This window comes from Streptomyces sp. NPDC057002, from assembly GCF_042673825.1.
Taxonomy (GTDB): Bacteria; Actinomycetota; Actinomycetes; order Streptomycetales; family Streptomycetaceae; genus Streptomyces.
Genome location: NZ_JBHURZ010000010.1, coordinates 61825 through 84990, shown reverse-complemented (window position 1 = coordinate 84990; position 23166 = coordinate 61825). Strand labels below are relative to the sequence as shown.

The 23166-nt window shown below is 72.0% G+C and carries 15 protein-coding genes; 11 read left to right on the top strand and 4 right to left on the bottom strand.

Features of this window, described 5'->3' with window-relative positions:
• Positions 1-96 precede the first annotated feature (96 nt).
• Entirely contained in the window at positions 97-612 is a 516-nt protein-coding gene (locus ACFT32_RS37910) for a YceI family protein (RefSeq protein ID WP_382498255.1), read from the top strand.
• A gap of 5 nt (positions 613-617) precedes the next feature.
• Here the strand turns inward: ACFT32_RS37910 and ACFT32_RS37905 are convergent, their stop codons facing one another.
• The gene (locus ACFT32_RS37905; RefSeq protein ID WP_382498253.1) at positions 618-2348 is read right to left on the bottom strand and encodes a hypothetical protein; all 1731 of its coding nucleotides are present in this window, start codon (positions 2346-2348) and stop codon (positions 618-620) included.
• An 83-nt stretch (positions 2349-2431) separates the two neighbouring features.
• Positions 2432-6544: a molybdopterin-dependent oxidoreductase gene (locus ACFT32_RS37900; RefSeq protein ID WP_382498251.1), complete on the bottom strand. Its 4113-nt coding sequence runs from the start codon at positions 6542-6544 to the stop codon at positions 2432-2434.
• Positions 6545-6738: 194 nt separating this feature from the next.
• On the opposite strand from ACFT32_RS37900, the gene ACFT32_RS37895 reads away from it, so the two are divergent.
• The 4 genes from ACFT32_RS37895 to ACFT32_RS37880 all read left to right on the top strand — a co-directional run bounded on the left by ACFT32_RS37895 (position 6739) and on the right by ACFT32_RS37880 (position 9392).
• Complete coding sequence (locus tag ACFT32_RS37895; protein WP_031134653.1) at positions 6739-7134, top strand: cell division protein SepF; 396 nt, start codon at positions 6739-6741, stop codon at positions 7132-7134.
• A gap of 92 nt (positions 7135-7226) precedes the next feature.
• Entirely contained in the window at positions 7227-8426 is a 1200-nt protein-coding gene (locus ACFT32_RS37890; RefSeq protein WP_382498249.1) for an ATP-binding protein, read from the top strand.
• Complete coding sequence (locus tag ACFT32_RS37885; RefSeq protein ID WP_382498247.1) at positions 8419-8748, top strand: nucleotide pyrophosphohydrolase; 330 nt, start codon at positions 8419-8421, stop codon at positions 8746-8748. The genes ACFT32_RS37890 and ACFT32_RS37885 overlap by 8 nt, the downstream gene beginning before the upstream one ends.
• A gap of 173 nt (positions 8749-8921) precedes the next feature.
• Positions 8922-9392, top strand: coding sequence for a DUF6099 family protein (locus tag ACFT32_RS37880; RefSeq protein WP_382498245.1), 471 nt, complete (start codon positions 8922-8924; stop codon positions 9390-9392).
• Between the two features lie 90 nt (positions 9393-9482).
• On the opposite strand, the gene ACFT32_RS37875 is transcribed toward ACFT32_RS37880, so the two are convergent.
• Positions 9483-9656: a hypothetical protein gene (locus ACFT32_RS37875; RefSeq protein ID WP_382498243.1), complete on the bottom strand. Its 174-nt coding sequence runs from the start codon at positions 9654-9656 to the stop codon at positions 9483-9485.
• A 239-nt stretch (positions 9657-9895) separates the two neighbouring features.
• Between ACFT32_RS37875 and ACFT32_RS37870 the strand changes: the two genes are divergently transcribed.
• Positions 9896-10819 carry an LLM class F420-dependent oxidoreductase gene (locus tag ACFT32_RS37870; RefSeq protein ID WP_382498241.1) on the top strand — a complete coding sequence of 308 codons (924 nt, stop codon included), beginning with the start codon at positions 9896-9898 and terminating at the stop codon, positions 10817-10819.
• Positions 10820-10886: 67 nt separating this feature from the next.
• Here ACFT32_RS37870 and ACFT32_RS37865 read toward each other — a convergent pair whose 3' ends face one another.
• Complete coding sequence (locus ACFT32_RS37865; protein ID WP_382498685.1) at positions 10887-11657, bottom strand: SAM-dependent methyltransferase; 771 nt, start codon at positions 11655-11657, stop codon at positions 10887-10889.
• A gap of 163 nt (positions 11658-11820) precedes the next feature.
• Between ACFT32_RS37865 and ACFT32_RS37860 the strand changes: the two genes are divergently transcribed.
• The 5 genes from ACFT32_RS37860 to fxsT all read left to right on the top strand — a co-directional run bounded on the left by ACFT32_RS37860 (position 11821) and on the right by fxsT (position 23044).
• On the top strand, positions 11821-13284 hold the full coding sequence (locus tag ACFT32_RS37860; RefSeq protein ID WP_382498240.1) for a 3' terminal RNA ribose 2'-O-methyltransferase Hen1: 1464 nt from the start codon (positions 11821-11823) through the stop codon (positions 13282-13284).
• Positions 13281-15821, top strand: a complete 2541-nt coding sequence (locus ACFT32_RS37855) for a polynucleotide kinase-phosphatase (protein WP_382498238.1) — start codon at positions 13281-13283, stop codon at positions 15819-15821. Before ACFT32_RS37860 ends, ACFT32_RS37855 begins: the two co-directional genes overlap by 4 nt.
• A gap of 95 nt (positions 15822-15916) precedes the next feature.
• Positions 15917-17434 carry a hypothetical protein gene (locus tag ACFT32_RS37850; RefSeq protein ID WP_382498236.1) on the top strand — a complete coding sequence of 506 codons (1518 nt, stop codon included), beginning with the start codon at positions 15917-15919 and terminating at the stop codon, positions 17432-17434.
• Between the two features lie 16 nt (positions 17435-17450).
• Entirely contained in the window at positions 17451-18542 is a 1092-nt protein-coding gene (locus ACFT32_RS37845; protein ID WP_382498234.1) for an AAA family ATPase, read from the top strand.
• The gene (fxsT, locus tag ACFT32_RS37840; RefSeq protein WP_382498232.1) at positions 18542-23044 is read left to right on the top strand and encodes an FxSxx-COOH system tetratricopeptide repeat protein; all 4503 of its coding nucleotides are present in this window, start codon (positions 18542-18544) and stop codon (positions 23042-23044) included. Before ACFT32_RS37845 ends, fxsT begins: the two co-directional genes overlap by 1 nt.
• The last annotated feature ends 122 nt before the right edge of the window (positions 23045-23166 follow it).

The following is a 23166-nucleotide window of genomic DNA, read 5'->3' as shown; positions in this document are numbered from 1 at the left end:
AAATTTGGAACAGGGGGTTGTTCAATTTTGGACGAGCCGCTAGCGTGCAGTCATTGCAGTCATCCAAATTTGGACGATACGAGTGGGAGAAGGATCATGACCGTCGCCGTGGAAACCGGACTGTGGCAGCTCGACGCGACCGCCTCGACCGTCGGCATCCGGCACAGGACCATGTGGGGCCTGGTCACCGTGAAGGGGGCGTTCGGCGCGCTGAGCGGCACGGGCGAGGTCCGGCCCGACGGGTCCGCCGTCGGCACCCTGACCTTCGACGTCGCCTCCCTCGACACCGGGAACGCCAAGCGCGACACCCATCTGAGGTCCGCCGACTTCTTCGACGCCGACAACCACCCCGAGATCACCTTCGCGGCCCGCGGTGCCGAACTCCGCGACGGCGACCAGGTGCATGTCGTCGGCCAGCTGACCGTGCGCGGCATCAGCAGGCCGCTGTCCCTCACCGCCCGCCTGAGGGACGGGGACGCCACCGGGCTCACCCTGGACACCGAGTTCAGCGTGGACCGGGACCAGTTCGGCATGGGCTGGAACCAGCTGGGCATGATCCGCGGCCGGACCACGGTCACCGCCGCCCTCCGGTTCGTCCGCGCCACGGGCTGACGGCCTCAGTCCGCGGCGCCGAGCGCTTGGCGCACATCCGCGCTCGACAGCGTCTGCGGCGACGCCGTGAACGCGCGCAGGCGGACCCGGACACCCGGCCGGGGCAGGGCGAACCGGCCCGAGGGCGGGCGGAGTTCGTACCGTGCGGTGCTGTGCGCGGCCAGCGTGCGCGGGCCCCGGACAACCCGCCAGTAGGGGTCCATGCCCTGGCCCGTGGTCAGGGTGAAGTGCGGGGTGAGCGCCGTGCCCTCCCTGTTGCTGACCTGGAGGGTGAGGCGGGAGACGGTCACCGGGGTGGGACGGCTGACGGCCGTGACCCGCATACGCAGGGGCGGTGTGCCCGTCGCCGCCACGGCGGCACCGCCCAGCGCCGGCGCCAGCAGCAGCGCCGTCGCGACGATCCGGGCCGGACCGCGCCGCGGGCCCGACAGCAGACGCGGACGAGGCTGCCACGCCCCGGCGAACGCCGACTGGGGAGCGGTCACCGCCGTCGCCAGCCACAGCGGCGTCATCATCAGGTAGTAGCCGTCCTGGGAGCGGGTCGCCAGAAAGAAGGCGCACCAGGGCAGGACGGCCGCGGCCGGGCCCAGCCGCCGTACGAACAGCACGAACAGCACGAGCAGACCGGCGAACAGCAGCAGACTCGCGTGGGAGTACCAGTCGAGCCGGTCGCCGCCGTTCGTCAGATACAGCGAGATGCCCACCAGGCCCTGGCCGTGGACCACCGCGCCCTGCGTCAGGGGCAGGGCGATCCCCCTGAGCCAGGCGCCCGGCTCGCTGACGGCGAAATAGGTGTTGATCAGCAGCCACACGGTCGCCGCGGCACCGGCGAACCGCAGCACCACCGACGCCGCGGCCCGTCCGCCCAGTTCACCGCGTCGCACGGCGTGGATCCCGGCCAGCAGGAACGGCACCAGGAACCAGGGGAGTTGCTGCGCCGCGCACGCCGCCCCCAGGCACGCGGCCCGTGCCAGACCCGCACCGCCGAGCCGCCCGCCCTCACCCGTCCCCGGCCAGCGCACCACCACCGGCACCAGCAGGGCCAGGGCCACGATCGCCGGGTAGCCGAGCCGCCCGTACGACGGCAGCATCCCGAAGCCCAGGCACACCATGGTCGCCGCCGGCCGCCACGGCGCCGGGAGCAGCCGCCACAGCGTCACCGTGCCGGCGACCAGCGCGCCCGTGCTCAACGCCGTCGCCGGAGCACCGCCATGGCCCAGCCACAGCAGCGGCACCGTCAGCAGCGGGGCCAGCGGCGGATAGCCGTAGGTGAAGTCGTAGCCACCGGTCACTGTCGGCGTGAGGGCCACGCCGTGGCCGAAGAGCCAGGGCCACGGCTGTCCGTACACCGCGTGCCCCGCCGCCAGTTCCCGAGCCGCCTGGGTGGTGAGCAACGCCTCGTCGGAGCCGCCGTGCAGCATGACCCACGCGCACAGGGTGAGCGTCACGCCCGTCACCAGCACGCACAGGTCCACCCGCGCCAGCGACCGGGCCCGGCGCACGACCAGGGCCAGCACCCCGCACACCAGGACCGAGGCGTAGCACGCCGAGATCACCGCGGCCACGGCCGGCCGGTGACCGGCCGCCGACGTCCACACGGCACGCGTACCGATCAGCAGGCTGATGTCGGCGAGCAGGGTCAGGACGCGGTGCCACGGGGCCGGGGGCGGCGGTACGGCCACCCCCGACTGCGTCCGCGGGCCGGGCACCACCAGCGTGGTTTCTGCCGAGTACACGGCGCAGGACGCTAATCGCCGCCGGTGAGCGAGGACCGGGTGGAGGTGAAGAGTCCGGTGTGAGGCGAGTAAAGGTGCTCAGGTCAGTACACGTCCCGCACATACCGCTTGTCCGCCGCGAGTTGCTTCACGTACGCGGCGGCCTCCGCCTCGCTCAGCCCGCCGTGCGTCACCGCGATGTCCCTGAGCGCCCGGTCCACGTCCTTCGCCATACGGGAGGCGTCGCCGCAGACGTAGAAACGGGCCCCTTCGCACAGCCAGTGCCACAGCTCGGGCCCGTGCTCGCGCATCCGGTCCTGCACATACACCTTGTTGCGCTGGTCGCGGGAGAAGGCGGTGTCCAGGCGGGTGAGGACGCCCTCGTCGAGCAGCGCGGTCAGCTCCTCCTCGTAGTAGAAGTCCGTCGCGCGGTGCTGCTCGCCGAAGAACAGCCAGTTGGGAGCCCGGTGGCCGAGCGCCCGGCGCTCCTGGAGGAAGCCGACGAAGGGCGCGACGCCGGTGCCCGGCCCGACCATGACCATCGGCGTCGAGGCGTCGCCCGGGGGCCGGAAGTGCGGGGAGCGCTGCACGAACACGGGCACCTCCGTGTCCGCCTCGGCATCCGCGAGGAAGGGCGAGCAGACCCCGCCGCGCGCCCGGCCGCGCAGGTTCTCGTACCGCACCACGGACACCGTCAGCGACACCCGCCGGGCGTCCACCAGCGGGCTGGACGATATGGAGTACAGCCGCGGCTGGAGCCCCCGCAGCACCCCGGCCCACTCCTCGGCACTGGCCCGCACCGCGTACTCGGCGGCCACGTCCACGGCCTGTCGGCCCCAGCTCCACTGCGCCAGCCCGTCCTTGTTGTCGGGCCGCAGCAGCCTGCGCAACTCGTGCTTGTCCCGGGCGCGTTCGGCGATGAAGCGCAGCAGATCGGGTGTGATCCTCGTGATGTCGAAATGCCGGTGCAGGGCCTCCGCGAACGGTACCTCGCCAACGCCTTTGACCCGCACGGCCGTTGTCGCGTCCAGGCCGGTCACCGCCAGCCACTCGTCCACGAGGGAAGGCGCGTTGACCGGCCGCACGCCGAGCGCGTCCCCGGCCTCGTACGCCAGGTCCGTACCGCTCGTGTCGAACGTGAACCGGCGGACCTCCTTGCCCGCGCCGGGCCGGCTGAGCAACTGGTTGCCGACGAGCCGTGCGGTGGCGGCGGGCTTGGAGCCGGTCCTCGGCATCTCGGCCGGAGCCGGGGCGGTCACCGGAGTCGGGGCCTGAGCCGGGGCCGTGCTCGTGCCGCTCAACGCCGAGAGCACCTGGTCGAGCCACTGCCCGGCGGAGGGCTCGTAGTCCGGCTCGCAGTCCGTACGCGGGGCCAGCCGCACCCCGCCCAGCTCGTCGAGCCGCGCGTCCAGCCGCCGCCCGTGCCCGCAGAAGTCGTCGTACGAGGAGTCCCCGAAGGCGAGCACGGCGTACCGCACCCCGTCCAGCCGCGGGGCCGGCTCGCCGGAGAGCGCGTCCCAGAGGCCGCTGCCGTTGTCGGGCGCGTCGCCGTCCCCGAAGGTGCTGGTGATGAAGAGCAGGTCGGCCGTGCGGGCGAGCGCCCCGACGTCGGCCTCGTCCATGCCGACGAGACGCGCGCGATGCCCGGTCGCGTTCAGGCGCTCGGCGGTGGCGGAGGCGAACTCCTCGGCGTTCCCGGTCTGCGAGGCCCACAGCACGACGATCTCGCGGCCCACGGGTTCCTGTGGCGCGGCGGTCGCGGCCGGGGAGGTCCGGGAGTACATGCCGGCGAGGACCCCGTTGACCCACAGGGCGTGCTCGGGGGAGAAGGGCGCGTCGGGTGGCAGCACCGGGACACCGCCGAGTGCGCCCGAGCCGAGCCCGGCGAGAAAACCGGTGAGATACCGGCGTTCCTGAGCGGAGAGGACCGGCGGAGGGGAGGGCTCCAGGCCGAAGGGATCGGCGGCACCCGGAGTGACCGTCGTGGGCGTCAGGGCCGGGGCGGGCTCCGTGCGCACGGGTGCGGCCGCCTCCGGTACGGGCGTCGCCGCCTTCGCCAGCTGCGCCGTCTTCGCCAGGGAGACGGCGCAGACCTTGAACTCCGGCTGGAACGACAGCGGATCCACCGCGTCGCTGGTCACCGCGTTGACGCTCAGATACTCGCCGAACAGGTCGTTCCAGTGGAACGGCGCGAAGCAGCACCCCGGCCGCACCCGGTCCGTCACCACCGCCGGCAGCACGGCCCGCCCGCGCCGCGAGGCGACCTCGACCGGATCGCCCTCCGCGACGCCGAGCGCGGCCGCGTCCAGCGGGTGGAGCTCCACGAAGGGCCCGGAGTTCAGCTTGTTGAGCTTCGCGACCTTCCCGGTCTTGGTGAGCGTGTGCCACTGGTGCTGAACCCGCCCGGTGTTGAGCACGAACGGATAGTCGTCGTCCGGCATCTCGGCGGCGGGCAGATGCGGGCGCGCGAAGAACACGCCCCGGCCGGAGGCCGTCGGGAAACGCAGCCCCTCGTCACCGACGTACCGGATGGGATTGCGCGCCGGCCCGTCCTCCCGCGCGGCAGGCCACTGCACGGGCGTCTCGCGCAGCCGCTCGTAGGACACCCCGCGCAGGTCCCACCCGGTCTTCGGGTTCCAGAACCGCCGGATCTCCTCGAAGACCTGCTCGGCGCTGTCGTACGAGAACCCCTTCTCGTACCCCATCGCGCACGCCACCTCCGCGATGATCCGCCAGTCGGCCATCGCCTCCCCGGGCGGGTCCGCGGCCGGCCGGGTCAGCGTGAGGTTTCGCTCGCTGTTGACGAAGACGCCCTCCGCCTCGGTCCACATCGCGCCCGGCAGGACGACATCGGCATAGGCGTTCGTCTCCGTGTCGGTGAACACGTCCTGTGTGACGACGAACTCGGCGGCCTCCAGGCCCTCGATGACCGTACGGCGGTTTGCGACCGAGGCGACCGGGTTGGTGCAGATGATCCAGCAGGCCTTGATCTCCCCGTCGGCCATCCTCCGGAACATCTCGACGGTGCCCTTCCCGACGCCGTCCTTCCGCAGGGTCCCCGGCGGCAGCTCCCACACGTCCTCGGTGAACGCCCGCTCCTCGTCCACGAGTACCGACCGCTGCCCCGGCAGCCCCGGGCCCATATAGCCCATCTCGCGCCCGCCCATGGCGTTCGGCTGACCGGTGAGGGAGAACGGCCCGGCGCCCGGGCAGCAGATCGCCCCTGTCGCCAGATGCAGATTGACCAGGGCGTTGGTGTTCCAGGTGCCGTGTGTGGACTGGTTGAGCCCCATGGTCCAGCAGCTCATCCACCGCCGGCCCGCCTCGCCGATCAGCCGGGCGGCCGTCCGCAGATCCTCCTCCGCGATCCCGGTGATCTCCGCGACCGCGGCAGGGGCGTAGTCGGCGAGGAACCCGGGCAGGGCCTCCCAGCCCTCGGTGTGCGCGGCCATGAACTCCGGGTCGGTGTGCCCGCCCTCGTGCAGCAGATACAGCAGACCGTTCAGCAGCGCCAGGTCGGTACCCGGCCTGACCTGGAGGAACAGATCGGCCTTCGCCGCGGTCGCGGTCCGCCGCGGATCGACGACGATCAGCTTGGCGCCCGCCTTGACCCGCTCCATCATCCGCAGGAAGAGGATCGGATGGCAGTCGGCCATGTTCGACCCGATGACGAGAAAGGCATCCGCCTGATCGAAGTCCTCGTACGACCCGGGCGGCCCGTCCGCACCCAGCGACAGCTTGTAGCCGGTGCCCGCGCTCGCCATGCACAGCCGCGAGTTCGACTCGATCAGATTCGTCCGCACGAACCCCTTGGCCAGCTTGTTCGCCAGATACTGCGCCTCCAGGCTCAGCTGCCCCGAGACGTAGAAGGCGACCGCGTCCGGCCCGTGCTCGTCGACGATCGCCCGCAGCCGCGCGGCGGTCTCGGTGATCGCGTCGGCCACCGGCGCCGGGACCGGCTCCTCGCCTCGGTCGTCCCGCACCAGCGCACCGGTCAGCCGCCCGGGCGCGGCGAGCATGTCGGCCGTGGTCGCGCCCTTGGTGCAGAGCCGCCCCGCGTTCGCCGGATGAGCCTTGTCGCCGGACGCCTTCAAGATCTTGCGCCGGCCGTCCGGCCCCGCCCCGACATCGAGGACGAGGCCGCAGCCCACACCGCAGTACGAGCAGACGGTGCGCACCTGCTTCGTCTCCTGCTGCGGCCGGGGAGTCGTGGTCATGCCGTCGACGGTACGAAGACCCCGTTACGCAGGTGTCACATTGCTTGATCACGAGGAGTTACGCCCGTCACACAGCCGCCTTCCGGCCGATGTGAGGTGCATTGAGGTCGCGGAGCGTGTCGCTGTTGGGCCGAACGGGTGACTCTGCGCAAGAATTGCCCGATGCAGACAGTCAGTGCGAGCCAGGACGGAGCATGCCGGTGAACAGCCACGATGTCACCGACGAACAGTGGGAGGGGCTCGCCCAGGTCGTGCCGCTGCGGGGCCGGGACGCCTGGCCGTCCTCCGTCGGCCACCGGTCCATACCCGAGGCCGAGACGGAGACCCGCCGCCGCTTCGTCGTCCTGCGGGTGAACGTCTTCGCCGACGCCCGTGACGTCGCCGAGCGGCTGATGGCGGGGGTGCCCGTGCTGCTCGATCTGACCGGCGCGGAGACGGAGGTCGCCAAACGCGTCCTCGACTTCAGCACGGGCGTCGTCTTCGGCCTGGCCAGCGGGATGCACCGGGTGGATCGCAACGTTTTCCTGCTGACGCCGGCCGGCACCGAGGTGACGGGGCTGATGGAGGGAGCCGGGCTTCCCGGGGTGTGACGTCGGCTCGACCGGTGTGACGGTAGCTCGATCGTAGGAACGCCCCGGAGACGGAACGGTTCGTCCTGTCGCCGGAGCCCTACCGTCCGGATATGACCCAGCCCCCCGCACCCACACCCCCCACATCCCCGACTCCTCCCGCACCTCCCGCACCTTCCGCAGCCCTCGCGCAGCCCGACCGCCCCCGCCTCACGGAACTGCGCCTGGCCGCCTTCACCACCCACCGCCGCGCCGCGTTCCCGCTCGGGCCGCTCACCCTCCTCGCCGGCCCCAGCGGCTGCGGCAAGACCAGCGCACTGCGGGCGTACGAGGCCCTGGCCCGGCTCGGCGGCGGCGCCGGGCTCGGCGAGGCGTTCCCCGACCCCGTCGCCTGCGTCCCGGAGCGGGCCCGGCCCGACGCGCAGCGCCGCCGCGGCTTCCGCATCGGCTGCACGGCCGACGGCCCCGCGGGCCCGGTCCGGCTCGACGTGGCCGTGCAGGCCGAGCCCGAACTGCGGGTCGTGGGCGAGCGGTTGACAGCCGACGGCCTGGTCCTCCTGGAGACCGCCCTGCGCGACCCCGGGAAGCGCGCCGTACAGGCCGCCTGGCACACGGCAGGGCCGACACCGGTGACCCGTGGCCCGTTGCCGGACGACCGGCTCGGCACGGCCCTGCTGCCGCTGCGCGTGGCCGGCAAGACACCCGGCCAGCGCAGGGTGCTGGCCGCCGCCGAGCAGATGGTGGTCGCCCTGCGCTCCGTCTTCGCCTGCGACCCCCAGCCCGCCCGGATGCGCGGACCCGTACCGTCCGGCTCGGGCCGGCTGCTCGGTGGCTGCGGGAATCTCGCCGATGTGCTCGGGCGCACCCGCACCGAGTGCGGACGACGGCACGCGCTGTTCGTCGCGGCGGTGCGCGCCGGCTGCGCCGGGCCGGTCGCGGACGTGCTCACCCGGGCCGAGGAGGCGACGGGAGCGGTCCGGGCCACGCTCGACCGGGGCGACGGCGTCCGTACGGACCTGCGACGGCTCGGCGACGGCGAACTGCGCTACGTGGCCCTCGCGTTGGTCCTGCTCACGGGACCGGGCGTGCTGGAGGTCGACCCGGCGGGCGAGGTGCCCGCCGCGCTCCAGACGCTCACCGTCCTCGCCGACGGCTTCGACCGGGGCCTGGACGGACGGCAGCGGCTGGAACTGCTGCGGCTGGGGGCCCGGATGTGCGAGCGGGGGCACATCCGGCTCGTCGGCGCGGTGAGCGACGCTTCCTGGGCCGCCGGGACGGAGGGGGTCACGGTGGTACACCTGGACCGTGACTGATCCCCTGGACGTGGCCGGACTGCAACGCCGCCTGGCCGATTTCGCCGCCGCGCGGAACTGGCAGCAGTACCACACCCCCAAGAACCTGGTCGCCGCGCTCAGCGTGGAGGCCTCCGAACTGGTCGAGATCTTCCAGTGGTTGACCCCCGAGGAGTCGGCCCGCGTCATGACCGACCCCGAGGCCGCGCCACGCGTCACCGACGAGGTCGCCGACGTGCTGGCGTATCTGCTCCAGCTCTGCGAGGTGCTCGGCATCGACCCGCTGGCCGCGCTGAACGCGAAGATCGACCGGAACGAGCGGAGGTTCCCGATCCAGGAGTAGCAAAGTCCACTTGTACGCTGCGTAACCAAAATGCGGCCCGAATCCGAATTGTTGTCCGCAGATTTCCGTCTTCCTCTGGCTTTTCGTCTCACGGCCCTTCACTCTGGGTAGTGAACCAGTGAGTTCGGGCAGGCGTACGCGCGGGAGCGCGTCGGGACAGACGGGGGCAGCGCATGGACGCGGTGCGGCTCATCGTGACGAGCAGGCGGTCCCTGGCCGCGGGTGGCGACCAGCGGGAGGTCCTGGCCGAGGTGTGGCAGGCGCAGGCCCTCGCGCAGGCGATAGGCAGCCGCCTCGCGGTCGCCGGACCGCCCGAACTGCGCGGCGAGGCACTGGGATTGACAGAGCTGGCGGGCCGGGGCTGCGGCGTCCTCGACCCGCCCGAACTGGCCCCGGGTGAGCTGCGGGCGGGCCATCTCACCGAGTTGGGCGACGCCCGCCACACCCTGATGTTCCTCGGCGGCCTCCTCGGCGAGGTCGGCATCGCCTTGGTGGGCCTCGCCTGCGCCGCGGACGACGAGGGCACGTACTGGCAGTGCATGGAGGCCATCGACGCGGCGGACGAGTCCCGCGACCGCGTCCTCGAAATGCTCCGCAGACTCGCGGACCGCGAGCAGGTGGTACCGGAGCGGGAAGCGGGCTAGGTCAGGGACCGCTGGAGCGTCGGCCACAACGGCGCCGCAGCAAGAGCAGGGCCGGCAACCACTCGGCGCCGATCCCGGACGACACCGCCCTCAGCCCACAGAACCCTCCTCGCCGGGCCCCCGGCCGGCATCCCCTGCTGCCTGAAGATCAGCATCCAACGCCGACAGGTCAGCATTCAACGCCGCCATCAGCTCCTCCATCTGCTGCAACAGCCCTTTCGGCTGCCCGGTCCCGCCCTGCTGCGGCACGGTCTCTTCGGACATGACGGCCTCCTCGGCCCATGGCCCCCGGGGAGGCCGACGCGGGTGACGCCCCGGCGGTCGCCGGCCGGTGCGGAAGCCGGGGGCTCCGGCTCCGCCCGAGCCAACGATCACCACCGGGGCCGGTCACTGGCCGGAGCGCGCGTGACCAGCGGTATGGACGTAATTTCACCCGACCGGGGCGCGCGGGGGGACGGGGGACCGACCTCGTCGCCCCACACCCCGGCGTGCAGGATGGAAGCATGGATCTCCGCATCTTCACCGAGCCCCAGCAGGGGGCCACCTATGACACGCTGCTCGCCGTCGCCAAGGCCACCGAGGACCTGGGCTTCGACGCCTTCTTCCGCTCCGACCACTACCTCCGCATGGGCTCCGGGGACGGCCTGCCCGGCCCCACCGACGCCTGGCTGACCCTGGCCGGACTCGCCCGTGAGACCAAGCGGATCCGGCTCGGCACCCTGATGACCGCCGGCACCTTCCGGCTGCCCGGCGTGCTCGCCATCCAGGTCGCGCAGGTCGACCAGATGTCCGGCGGCCGCGTCGAACTCGGCCTCGGTGCCGGCTGGTTCGAGGAGGAGCACAAGGCGTACGGCATCCCGTTCCCCAAGGAGAAGTTCGCCCGCCTCGAGGAGCAGCTGGAGATCGTCACCGGCCTCTGGGCGACGGAACTCGGCAAGACCTTCGACTTCCACGGCACCCACTACGACCTCACGGACTCTCCCGCGCTGCCCAAGCCCGCGCAGCGGAAGATCCCCGTGCTCGTCGGCGGCCACGGCGCCACCCGCACCCCGCGGCTGGCCGCGCGGTACGCCGACGAGTTCAACATGCCCTTCGCCTCCGTCGAGGACAGCGAGCGCCAGTTCGGCCGGGTACGCACCGCCGCCGAGGAGGCCGGCCGCGACGCCGACGAGCTGACCTACTCCAACGCCCTCGTCGTCTGCGTCGGCCGCGACGAGGCGGAGGTCGCCCGCCGTGCCGCCGCGATCGGCCGCGAGCCCGACGAACTGAAGCTCAACGGCCTGGCAGGCTCCCCGTCCGAGGTCGTCGACAAGATCGGCCGCTACGCCGAGATCGGCGCCCGGCGGATCTACCTCCAGATCCTCGACCTGGACGACCTCGACCACCTGGAGCTGATCTCCTCGCAGGTGCAGTCGCAGCTGTCGTAAGGCCGGCACGGCGCGTCGGCCGCCCGGCGGATCGGGCCGCAGTGGAGCGCGATCCGCCGGGCCTCCGTCAGGGCTTGAGAGCGACCGCCACGTAGAGGGGGATCTCCTCGCCGAGGGGGATCTCCGCGGCCCCGCCGTCGCCTCCGCGCGGTTCGCCGAGTTCGGGGTGCCAGCGCGCGGCCAGGACCACGCCGGGGTCCACCAGCTCGAGGCCCGTGAAGAACTCCGAGAACTCTCCGAGGCTGCGCACCTGTGCCGCCGTGCCGCCCTTGCGGTACACCTCGACGACCCGCTCCCAGGTCTCCGGGTCGAAGTCGCCGGTCGCGTGCGAAAGCGTCAAGTGGCTTCCGGGGGCCAGTGGTTCGAGGAGTTCGCGTACGAGCCGGAGGGGCTCGTCCTCGTCGCCCACCAGGTGCAGGAGTGCCACCAGGGAGAGGGCGATCGGCCGGCTGAAGTCGAGGGTCTCCCGGGCCGTCGCGATGATCCTTCCGGGGTCCCGCACATCGGCCTGGACATAGGCGGTCCTCCCCTCCGGCGCGCTGTGCAGCAGGGCCTCGGCGTGCCGGAGAACGATCGGGTCGTTGTCCGCGTAGACCACCCGGGCCTGCGGGGCGATCCCCTGGACGATCTGGTGGAGGTTCGGCTCGGTCGGGATGCCGGTCCCGATGTCGAGGAACTGGCGGATGCCCCGCTCGGCCAGCAGCCGGGAGGCGCGGTGCATGAAGGCGCGATTGGTCCGCGCCATCGCGCTCACGGCGGGGAAGTGCGAGGTCACCTGCTCGGCCGCCGCCACATCGACCGGATAGTTGTCCTTCCCGCCCAGGAAGTAGTCGTACATCCGCGCCGAATGGGGCTTGCTGGTGTCGATGGTGCTCACAGTCGCACATCCTCCTCGAACGCCCGGTCGACCGGAGGCTAGCGAAAATTCCCGGATGCTGCCGATGTTCCCTCTGTACGGTGAGTGGATCCGCAGTTCAGCCCCTACTTCGAGGCTCACCACCGTGTTTCTGACCATCACCACCACCGGCACCCCGGAACGCCCCGCGACCGATCTCGGCTACCTGCTGCACAAGCACCCCGAGAAGGCCCAGACGTTCTCCACCTCCTACGGCACGGCCCATGTCCTCTACCCGGAGGCGGACGCCGAGCGCTGCACGGCGGCGCTGTTGCTGGAGGTGGACGCGGTCGCACTGGTCAGGCGCGGCAAGGGCAAGGGCCGGGGCGGTGCCCCGGACGCGGCGCTCGCGCAGTACGTCAACGACCGTCCGTACGCGGCCTCCTCCCTGCTCGCCGTGGCGCTGAGCAGTGTCTTCTCCAGCGCGATGAAGGGCGTCTGCAACGCCCGGCCCGAACTGCCCGCAGTCCCCAGGCCGTTGCGTATCGAGGTGCCGGCGCTGCCCGCCCGCGGCGGCCCCGGGCTCGTACGGCGGCTGTTCGAGCCGCTGGGCTGGACGGTCACCGCCGAACCCGTGCCGCTGGACACCGAGTTCCCGCAGTGGGGGGACTCCCGCTACGTCCGGCTCGAACTGGAGTCCACGGACCGCACCCTCGCCGAGGCCCTGCGCCACCTCTACGTCCTGCTCCCGGTCCTGGACGACGCCAAGCACTACTGGGTCGCCCCCGACGAGGTCGACAAGCTGCTGCGCGCCGGTGAGGGCTGGCTGCCCGGCCACCCGGAGCAGAAGCTGATCACCAGCCGCTACCTCGCGCGCCGCTGGTCGCTGACCCGTGCCGCGACGGAGCGGCTGGAGCTGGTACGGCTGGCCGAGACGGACGACAGCGAGGTCGAGGAGATCGACAACGCGGTCGGCGCGGAGACCGAGACCGAGGAGCGGCCGACCCCGCTGGCCGTACAGCGCCGGGAGGCCGTCACCGCCGCGCTCAAGGCGTCCGGGGCCGCCCGTGTCCTGGATCTCGGCTGCGGACAGGGCCAGTTGGTGCAGACCCTGCTCAAGGACCCGGCGTTCACCGAGATCGTGGGCGTGGACGTCTCGATGCGGGCGCTCACCATCGCCTCCCGGCGGCTCAAGCTGGACCGCATGGGGGAGCGGCAGGCCGCGCGCGTCAAGCTCTTCCAGGGCTCCCTCGCCTACACCGACCGGCGGATCAAGGGCTACGACGCCGCCGTGCTCAGCGAGGTCATCGAGCACCTCGACCTGCCCCGGCTGCCGGCCCTGGAGTACGCCGTGTTCGGTTCGGCCCGCCCGCGCACGGTCCTCGTGACGACCCCGAACGTCGAGTACAACGTGCGCTGGGAGAGCCTCCCGGCCGGCCATGTCCGGCACGGCGACCACCGCTTCGAATGGACCCGCGCGGAGTTCCGGGCCTGGGCGGAGGCGGTGGCCGGACGGCACGGGTACGAAGCCGAGTTCGTACCCGTCGGCCCCGACGACCCGGAGGTGGGCCCGCCCACCCAGATGGCCGTGTTCACCCTGACCGGCCCGAAGGAGGCGAAGGCGGCATGACCGACGTACGCGAGGGACGGGTCCTGCCCGTCACCGACCTCTCCCTGGTGGTGCTCGTCGGCGCCTCCGGCTCCGGCAAGTCCACCTTCGCCCGCAGGCACTTCAAGCCCACCGAGATCATCTCGTCCGACTTCTGCCGCGGCCTCGTCTCGGACGACGAGAACGACCAGGGCGCCACCAAGGACGCCTTCGACGTCCTGCACTACATCGCGGGCAAGCGCCTCGCCGCCGGCCGCCGCACCGTCGTGGACGCGACCAGCGTCCAGCCCGACGCCCGCCGTCAGCTGATCGAGCTGGCCAGGCAGTACGACGTCCTGCCGATAGCCATCGTGCTCGACGTGCCCGAGGAGGTGTGCGCCGAGCGCAACGCGGGCCGCACCGACCGCGCTGACATGCCCCGCCGGGTGATCCAGCGCCACACCCGGGAACTGCGCCGCTCCCTCAGGCACCTGGAGCGCGAGGGCTTCCGCAAGGTGCACGTCCTGCGCGGCGTCGACGAGGTCGAGCACGCCACGGTCGTCACCGAGAAGCGCTTCAACGACCTGACCCACCTCACCGGCCCCTTCGACATCGTCGGCGACATCCACGGCTGCGCCGCCGAACTGGAGGCGCTGCTCGGCAAGCTGGGCTACACCGACGGAGTCCACCCCGAGGGCCGTACCGCCGTCTTCGTCGGCGACCTCGTCGACCGCGGCCCCGACAGCCCGGGCGTGCTGCGCCGTGTCATGACGATGGTGAAGTCCGGCAACGCCCTGTGCGTGCCCGGCAACCACGAGAACAAGTACGGCCGTCACCTGCGCGGCCGCAAGGTCCAGCACACCCACGGCCTCGCCGAGACCATCGAGCAGATGGCGGGCGAGAGCGAGGAGTTCGTCGCCGAGGTAAGGGAGTTCCTCGACGGCCTCGTCAGCCACTACGTCCTCGACGACGGCCGGCTGGTCGTCTGCCACGCCGGGCTGCCCGAGAAGTACCACGGCCGCACCTCCGGCCGGGTCCGCAGCCACGCCCTGTACGGCGACACCACCGGGGAGACCGACGAGTTCGGGCTGCCGGTGCGCTACCCGTGGGCGGAGGACTACCGAGGCCGGGCCGCCGTCGTCTACGGCCACACCCCCGTTCCGGAGGCCACCTGGCTCAACAACACCATCTGCCTGGACACCGGCGCCGTCTTCGGCGGCAAGCTCACCGCGCTGCGCTGGCCGGAGCGCGAGCTGGTCGACGTACCGGCGGAGCAGGTCTGGTACGAGCCGGTGAAGCCGCTGCGCACCGAGGCCCCCGGCGGGCACGACGGCCGTCCGCTGGACCTGGCGGACGTGCAGGGCCGCCGGGTCGTGGAGACCCGGCACCAGGGCCGGATCTCGATCCGCGAGGAGAACGCGGCGGCGGCCCTCGAGGTCATGAGCCGCTTCGCGGTGGACCCGCGGCTGCTGCCGTACCTCCCGCCGACGATGGCACCGACGGCGACCAGCAAGGTCGACGGCTACCTCGAACACCCGGTCGAGGCCTTCGCGCAGTACGCGGCGGACGGAGTCGAGCGGGTCGTGTGCGAGGAGAAGCACATGGGTTCGCGGGCGGTGGCCCTGGTGTGCCGGGACGCCGACGCGGCGCGCAAGCACTTCGGGGTGGACGGGCCCGCCGGGTCCCTCTACACCCGCACCGGCCGCCCCTTCCTCGACGACGACACCCTCACCGCGGAGATCCTCGACCGGCTGCGCACGGCGATCGGCGAGGCCGGCCTCTGGGACGAACTGGCGACCGACTGGCTGCTGCTGGACGCCGAGCTGATGCCCTGGTCGCTGAAGGCGTCCGGGCTGCTGCGGTCGCAGTACGCCGCCGTGGGTGCCGCCTCCGGCGCGGTGCTCCCGGGAGCACGGGCGGCGCTGGAGGGCGCCGCCGCGCGGGGCGTGGACGTGACCGGCCTGCTGGCCCGTACCCGCGAACGGTCCGCCGACGCCGCCGCGTTCACCGAGGCCTACCGCCGCTACTGCTGGACCACGGACGGCCTGGACGGTGTCCGCCTGGCGCCGTTCCAGATCCTCGCGGTCCAGGGCCGCAGCCTCGCCGCCCTGCCGCACGAGGAGCAGCTCGCCCTGCTCGACCGGCTCGTCGAGCACGACGGCAGCGGCCTGCTCCGGACCACCCGGCGGCTGTACGTCGACACGGCCGACCAGGAGTCCGTCCGGGCCGGAGTCGACTGGTGGCTGGAGATGACCGGCCGCGGCGGCGAGGGCATGGTCGTCAAGCCGGCCGGCGCACTCGTCCGCGACCCCCAGGGTCGCCTCGTCCAGCCCGGCATCAAATGCCGCGGCCGCGAGTACCTGCGGATCATCTACGGCCCCGAGTACACCCGCCCGGAGAACCTGGCGCGCCTGCGCTCCCGGTTCCTCAACCACAAGCGGTCCCTGGCGATCCGCGAGTACGCCCTGGGTCTGGAGGCCCTGGACCGGCTGGCCGACGGCGAACCGCTGTGGCGCGTGCACGAGGCGGTCTTCGGCGTGCTGGCCCTGGAATCGGAGCCGGTGGACCCGAGGCTGTGAGCCGTGGCTTCCCAACAGTCCCTGGTTAACCGTTGGTTGCCGTGCTAACTTCGCTGGTCGGTCTATGCAGGTGAACCGACTCAGGGGGAAAGTCGGTGCAGACAGGTGCGGCGCCCGGCGGGTCCGGCGGCGAATCCGGACATCCATCGGAATTCGAGCTGTTGCTACAGCTCACCGACGTCCTCTGCGAGCTGAGCTGCGTGGAGGACGCGCCGAGCCGGGTGCAGTTCGCCAGTCTGCTGGGAGGCCAGCTCTGTCGGCCGGTGGACTTACGCGGCGTCAGGCTCCGTGAGGATGTGGTGAGTCTGGTGACCGCCGCGCTGAGCGTGGCGGGCGGGGAACACGTACTTGTCGGGGTGGTCCGCATCCTCGAAGGCGCCCCGGCCGGAGACGAACTCGACCGGCTGATCGCTCCGGCCCCCGTCCTGGCCGGACCGCTGTCCAAGGAGGACGAGAAGAGCGCCCGCGTCGCGCTCTCCCGCGGCGACCTGCCCGCCGCACGCTTACGGGACGGCCTGGCCGAGGAACTCGTCGGGCTCGACATGCCCGACGGACTCACCCCCGAGCAACTCTTCACGCACCTTCTCGAATGGAACGTGCAAGAGGACGGACTGCCGCCCGCCGTCCTCCTCCTCGACCACGCGGCCCGTCTCGCCCGGACCGTCGATCACCGCCTCGCACTGACCGCGTGGGCCGACGACTGGGCCGGACGCGCGGGCCTGAGAGCGGAGTTGGCGGAGCGCCGGGAGAGACGTGCCGCGGTGGTGTGGTCGCCCGACATCCCCCGCACCCTGGTCGTCGCCGTCGACCCGGCCCGGGACGGCAGCACGGATGTGGTCGTGCGGACCTGGACGAACGCGACCCCGGGGCGCTGGGACCCACGCCCCGGCGAGCCGGACACGATCCCCCTGGACGACCTCGGCCGAGCGGTCGACCACGCACTCCGGCGCGGCACCCGACTCTGGCTGGTGCCGCGCGAGCCGGACTCGAGCGGACTCCAGGAGCCGCCTGCGTACATAGAGTTCCTCCTTCCGTACGATCTGATGAACCACGATGTGGCGGGGTTGACGTTCGCCGTGGGGGACGGTGAGCCCACTCCGCTCGGTCTGCGGTACGGGGTGCATCTACGCAGCCTTGAACGCATGCGTACGGACAACGCCGTGGTCCGGCAGCAGTGGCAGCGGCGTTGGGCCGCTCTGAAGCAGCATGGGATCACTGTGCATGCCTGGAGTGAGGCGGACGCCCGGCGGCTGCGCGCGTGGCAGATCGCGCTCGCCGGGGAATCAAGAAGTACGGCAGTGCTGTTGGACGCGCCGACGGGGGCGCCGACCCTGGCGGCACTCAAAGCGGCGATCGCGGAGGGGATCGGGCTGGCCGTCTGGGACCGCAGAGGTGTGTTCAAAGAGGAGAGGCGCGAGGTGGTGACCGCGGTCTTCGCGGCCGTCGCGATGCCCGTGCAGCTGCCCTCCGTCATTCACCGCATGCGTCTGAACGCCGAGAGCGGCGCGGAGGACGCGGTCCAGTATCTGGCCCGGAACGTCGGATTCCTGTGGGACGACCCCACGCGAGTCGTCGACTTCCAGACCACCGACCCCGGCGATCTCGCCAGCTGAGCTAGGAGGCTTCGGCATGAGTGCACAGGAACGGACGGCCGCGGACGACTGGCGTGTCTTCCACGCCACCGGACGCCCGCAGGACGCCCCATCCGTGCTGCCGGACCCGCCGCCCTGGCGGAGGTTCCGTGGCGGTCCGGTCGAGGCCCCACCCGCGGACGACGCCGAGGCCGCGCTGCGCCGCCTGGGGCCCGGCGGCCTCACACCCCAGCTCGACGAGGAGCAGATAGAGACGGTCAACGCTGCCCTGCTGCTGCGCCGCCCTCTGCTGATCACCGGCCCCCCGGGCGTCGGCAAGTCGACGCTCGCCTACCTGATCTCGCGTGAGATGGGGCTCGGCCGGGTACTGGAATGGAACATCGTGAGCCGTACCAGCCTGCGCGACGGCCTGTACGTCCACGATGCCATGGGTCGTGCCCAAGCCATCGCCGCCTGGCAGGCGGGACTGCGCGACACGGCACGGACGGAGCCGGTGTTCGAAGACGGCGAACAGGCCGTCAACCTGTCGACCGCGTCAAAGGATCGTCAACTTGCGCCGGTTATAGGCGAGTTCATTACACTGGGGCCGCTGGGCACTGCCCTGCTGCCCTACGAACGGCCCCGGGTGCTTCTCGTCGACGAACTCGACAAGAGCGACATCGACCTGCCGAACGACCTGTTGCACGTTCTGGAGAATGGAAGTTATGAGGTTCCGGAGCTGGTGCGCGACGCCGCCGACGCGGCGCGCGTGCACACCAGCGACCCGGGAGGCCGGGCCGTGGTACGCGACGGACGGGTCGAGTGCCGGGAGTTCCCGGTCGTGGTGATCACCAGCAACGGGGAGCGGGAATTCCCCGCCGCCTTCCGCCGCCGCTGTCTGCCGATGGAGATGCACACCCCCACCCGGGAGCAGTTGCTGGCCATGGTGGAAGGGCATCTGGGGCTCAGGGCTCGGGGCACCGAAGACCTCGTCGACCTGTTCGTTCAGCGGGTCCAGGCCGGCGGAACCCACTCCCTGGACCAGTTGCTCAACGCTGTCCAGATGACTACTGCGGGTGGTTTTCAGGCTGACGGTGACGGGCGTAAGCTCGTCGAACTGCTGCTCCGCGACCTCGCGAAGGGCCGCTGATGACCCGGGAGCGCGCATCCGGACCGGGCGACGGGGATCCCGCATCGGGATCGTCGCCGCTTCCTTCGGTGTACCCCGAGCCGCTCGCGCACGCGAGCGAGCGCGGGGACCGGGTCCAGGCCGCTCCCGACCACTTCCTGCCGCGCTGGCAGGAGTTCGCCGACGCGGTATGGCTCGCCGCGCACCGGAGCCGGTACGGCGGTCCCGGCAACGCGGCTCAGGAGGCGCCGGGCCCGGCGGTGGAGGCCGTACACCCGCAGGACGCCGAGGCCGAACGACCGGCCGCCCCACCGGTGGCCGACGACGCACTCCTCGGTCTGCCCGGGGCCGACGACGAGGACGCTCCTCCCGAGCCACCGCCGGTGAGCCGCACCACCGCCGCATCGCTCACCTCCTCCGGCCGAGCCGTCGCCCAGGCCGCCGGCCGTCTCTTACCTCACCCCGAAGGCCGCCTCACCCTGCACCTCGGGCCGCCGCTGCTGCCCCGGGCCGAACCCGACCCGTCCGGCCCCGGCCGCGTCACGGCCCTGCTCGCACGCGCCCTGCACCACCTGGCCCGCCGCATCCCGTCCCGTGACAGGCTGGAGCTGGACGAGGAGACGACCGCCGAACAGGGCCTGGTCGACGGGCTGTGGATGCCGTTCCTGCGGCCCGCCCGGGTCTCCGCCTTCGACCTGGTGCTGCTGCTCGACGACGCGCCCACGATGCGGATCTGGGAGGAGAGTGCCGCGCGCCTCGCCCGCGCAGCCGAGCACAGCGGTGCCTTCCGCAGCGTGCGCACGATCCGGGCGACGGTGCCGCGCACCGGCACCGCCGCCCTGCGCTGGTCCACGGGGCGGGCCGTCGCAGCCCCCGCCGAACTGCTCGACGGCCGGGGCAGCCGGATCTTCCTCGTCGTCACCGACGGACTCGCCCACGGCTGGGCCGCCACCGCCGCCGATGAACTCCTCGGCCGCCTCGCCCACGCGGGCCCCACCGCCCTCGTCCACCTGCTGCCGCCGCATCTGCGCCACCGGTCCTCGCTCTACCCGTACCCCGCCGTCCTGGAGGCCGGAGGCTTCGGCGCCCCCAACGACAGCCTCGGGCACTGGGCGCCGCCCGGCGGCCCCGACCCGATGCGCCCTCTGCCCGACGCGGGCGACGGCTCCGTCGCCGTCCCGGTGCTCTCCCTGAAGCCCGCCTCCCTCGCGGCCTGGTCCGATCTCGTCACCGGTGGGCGCGGCGTACGCCGTTCGCTGCCCGTCGTCCTGGCAGGTGCCCTGAGCAAGGGCGCGCCCGCTCCCGGTCTGCGCGCCCCGCGTCTGCCCCGTGCGGCCACGGCCGCCGTACGACGCTTCTTCAGCCTCGCCACCCCCTCAGCTCGCCGGCTCGCCACAGAACTTGCCGCCGTTCCCTTCGACTTCGACCTGGTCGAGCAGTTGCGGCGACGCGTCATGCCGGAGACCGGTCCCGATCACCTCGCCGAAATCCTCATGGGCGGTCTGATCGACTGGGAGGGCGGAGGGGAGGGGCGCCCCGAGTTCGCCGACGGCGTCCGCGAGGCGCTGCTCGCGACCACCACGCGCAGCCAGCTCGCCCGCACCGTCAGCGTGGTGGGCGAGCTGCCCGCTGCCGGGGAGCGTGGCGTCGCGCTGCGTGCCGCCCTGCACGACCCGCTGCGGACCAGGCTGCCCGACCCTGCCGAAGGCGGCTGGGCCCGCAGCGAACTGGCGGTGATGCGAGCCCTGTCGGGGCCCTACTCCGAGCGGGCCAGGCGCATCGAACCGAATCTGTCGAGGAACGGGCCCGCCCCAGCCGTACCGGCGGAGAACAGCGCGTCCGCCCATCCACCCCCAAAGGTGAATATCCCGGGCGAAGCGACTCCATCCAGCCCAGCGGGCAGTGACCCCGATTCGGAAATTTCCGATTTGACTGGAGAATCCGCGCCGGCTCCGACGGCCGGCGCGCACCGACAAGAGACCCCGGAGGCAGAGCCGCTCATGCAGAGCACCACGACCGCAACGCCGGCCCTACTGGTGAACGTCCCCATGCGTAACACCTCGTTCGTCGGCCGCCAGGCGCTGCTGAGGGCCGTGGAGGAGCAGCTCGCCGCCCAGGACACCGCAGCCGTGCTGCCCAACGCCCTGCACGGCCTCGGCGGGGTGGGCAAGTCCCAGCTGGCGCTGGAGTACATCTACACCCACCAGCGCGACTACCGGATCATCTGCTGGATCCCCGCCGAACGCGAGAGTCTCATCCTGGCCGCGCTCTCCTCCCTCGCCTCCCAGCTGGGCGTCGCCCCGTCGGGCCAGGACAGCCTGGGCGCCGCGGCGGCCAACACCGCCGTGCCCGCCGTACTGGATGCGCTGCGCACGGGGACGCCGTACGACAACTGGCTGCTGGTCTTCGACAACGCCGAGGACATCGAGGCGGTGCGGGGCTACTTCCCGCACAACGGTCCGGGCAAGGTCATCGTCACCTCCCGGAACCGGGGCTGGGAACGGGTGGCCACCTCGCTGCCGGTGAACGTCTTCGAACGCGACGAGTCCATCGAGCTGCTCCAGAAGCGCGCCCAGGACCTGCCCAGGGAGGACGCCGACCGGCTTGCCGAAGCACTCGGCGACCTGCCGCTCGCCGTGGAACAGGCGGGCGCATGGCTCGGCGTCACCGGCATGGAGGTCGACGAGTACCTCGGACTGCTCGCCCAGCGCAGCCCGGAGATCCTCGAGATCGAGCAGAGCCCGGACTATCCGGTCTCCGTCGCCGCCGCCTGGGACATCTCCCTGGAGCGGATCAGGGAGAACAACCCGGGCGCCCGTCAGCTTCTCGACATCTGCGCCAGCATGGCCCCCGAACCGATCCCGCGGTCGATCCTGCGCAGCAGCCGAGGCCTCAACATCACGCCGCAGATCGACCCGATGCTGCGCGAGCCGATCAAACTGAACCGGGCCATCCGCGACCTCAGCCAGTTCTCCCTGATCAAGGTCGACCCGCGCGCGGGCACCCTGCAGATGCACCGCCTGCTCCAGACCGTGCTCCTCGCCAAGCTGAGCGAGGAGGAACGGGAGAGGATGCGGGACGCCGCCCACCAACTGCTGTCCGCCGCCAACCGGGGCTCCTACGGAGCCTCCCAGGGGTGGCGCGACTATCAGGCGCTGCTCCCGCACGTTCTCGCCTCCCAGGCGGTGACCAGCACCGACCCCTATGTGCGCGACCTGGTCTACGACACCATGTGGTTCCTCTACTACTGGGGCGACCACGAGAACGCCGCGGCCTTCGGGCGGCAGGCATGGAGCGCCTGGCTCGCCGCATCGGGCGAGGAGGACGTCTATGTCATCCGGATGACCAAGGGGTTCGCGTTCCTGCTGCGTCAGGTCGGCCAGATCGCCGAGTCGATCCCGCTCACCGAAAAGGCGCTGGAGGTCTCCCGCCGGGTGCAGGTCGAGCCCGAGGAACTCATCGACTCCCTGTGCGAGATGTCCGATGCCCGCCGGTACCAGGGGCGGTTCCAGGAGGCGCGGGACCTGGGCAAGGAGGCCACTGAACTGGCCCGTTCGCTGTTCGGCCCGGATGATCCCGCCACCCTGCGGAGCAGCCACAGCTGGGGCGTCGACCTGAGACTGTGCGGGGAGTTCAGGGAAGCGCTGCCGCTGGACCAGGAGACCGCCCGCCAGCGCGACATGCTGCTCGGAGACGCCAGCTTCTTCACGCTCAACACCCTGCACTGCGTCGGCATCGACACGCGCGAGGCGGGCCGGTACCCCGAGGCGCGCGAATGGCAGGAGGACGTCTACCGCCGGGCGCTCACCGCGCTCGGCGACAAGCACCCCCTGACCCTGCGCATCGCCCGTGACCTCGGAGTCTGCCGCCGCCGGGACGGAGACCTCGCCGAGGGTGCCAAGCTCGCCGAGGAGACCCTGCGCAACTTCAAGTCCCGCTACGGCGACGAGCACATGGACTCGCTGACCACGGCGACCAACGTGTGCGTCGACCGGCGTCTGGCCGGGGACCTGGAAGGTTCCCTCCGACTCGCCGAGTCCACCGCGGGCAGGCTGGTGCGGCGCCTCGGCGGGGACCATGCGCACACCCTGGTGACCAGGGCGAACCTGGCCGCCACCGAGCGGGCCCTGGGTTCCCTGGACACCGCGCAGGAGCTGGAGGACGACGTGGTGCGCCGGCTGGGCGACACCGTCGGAGCGCACCACATCATCACTCTCACCGTCGGCATCGGCCAGGCCAACACCGCCTACGCGAGGCTCGACTTCGAGCGGGCGCGCGCGATCGACGCCGCCAACCTGCCGTTGCTGACCGAGGTGGCGGGCGACGACCACCCGCTCACCCTGTCCTGCACCTCCAACCTCGCCCTCGATCTGCGGGGCCTCGGGCGCGGTGACGAGGCGGACGTCCTCCAGCGCAAGGCGGTGGACGGCTTCGCCGCGGTGCTGCGCACCGACCACCCCTGGCTCCAGGCCGCCCGCCAGCGTCGCCGCATCGAGTGCGACATCGCTCCCATGCCCATGTGACGCAAACGGATGAGGCCCGCGGCCCCGGCACCCGCCCCCGCCCCGGGCCGCCACCCGTTGTTTTGCGGGCTTGAACAAACAAGTGAGGCGGGTGCGGTGGGATACTCACGGGCCGAGGGGCG

What these genes read in the sequence shown, in the direction of transcription:
- ACFT32_RS37880 (WP_382498245.1), top strand. Translation starts at nt 8,922, where the DNA reads ATGGACGCGGTGCGGCTCATCGTGACGAGCAGGCGGTCCCTGGCCGCG.
- ACFT32_RS37855 (WP_382498238.1), top strand. Translation starts at nt 13,281, where the DNA reads ATGACCGACGTACGCGAGGGACGGGTCCTGCCCGTCACCGACCTCTCC.
- ACFT32_RS37875 (WP_382498243.1), bottom strand. Translation starts at nt 9,656, where the DNA reads ATGTCCGAAGAGACCGTGCCGCAGCAGGGCGGGACCGGGCAGCCGAAA.
- ACFT32_RS37865 (WP_382498685.1), bottom strand. Translation starts at nt 11,657, where the DNA reads ATGTACGACTACTTCCTGGGCGGGAAGGACAACTATCCGGTCGATGTG.
- ACFT32_RS37895 (WP_031134653.1), top strand. Translation starts at nt 6,739, where the DNA reads ATGCCGGTGAACAGCCACGATGTCACCGACGAACAGTGGGAGGGGCTC.
- fxsT (WP_382498232.1), top strand. Translation starts at nt 18,542, where the DNA reads ATGACCCGGGAGCGCGCATCCGGACCGGGCGACGGGGATCCCGCATCG.
- ACFT32_RS37870 (WP_382498241.1), top strand. Translation starts at nt 9,896, where the DNA reads ATGGATCTCCGCATCTTCACCGAGCCCCAGCAGGGGGCCACCTATGAC.
- ACFT32_RS37845 (WP_382498234.1), top strand. Translation starts at nt 17,451, where the DNA reads ATGAGTGCACAGGAACGGACGGCCGCGGACGACTGGCGTGTCTTCCAC.
- ACFT32_RS37900 (WP_382498251.1), bottom strand. Translation starts at nt 6,544, where the DNA reads ATGACCACGACTCCCCGGCCGCAGCAGGAGACGAAGCAGGTGCGCACC.
- ACFT32_RS37910 (WP_382498255.1), top strand. Translation starts at nt 97, where the DNA reads ATGACCGTCGCCGTGGAAACCGGACTGTGGCAGCTCGACGCGACCGCC.
- ACFT32_RS37890 (WP_382498249.1), top strand. Translation starts at nt 7,227, where the DNA reads ATGACCCAGCCCCCCGCACCCACACCCCCCACATCCCCGACTCCTCCC.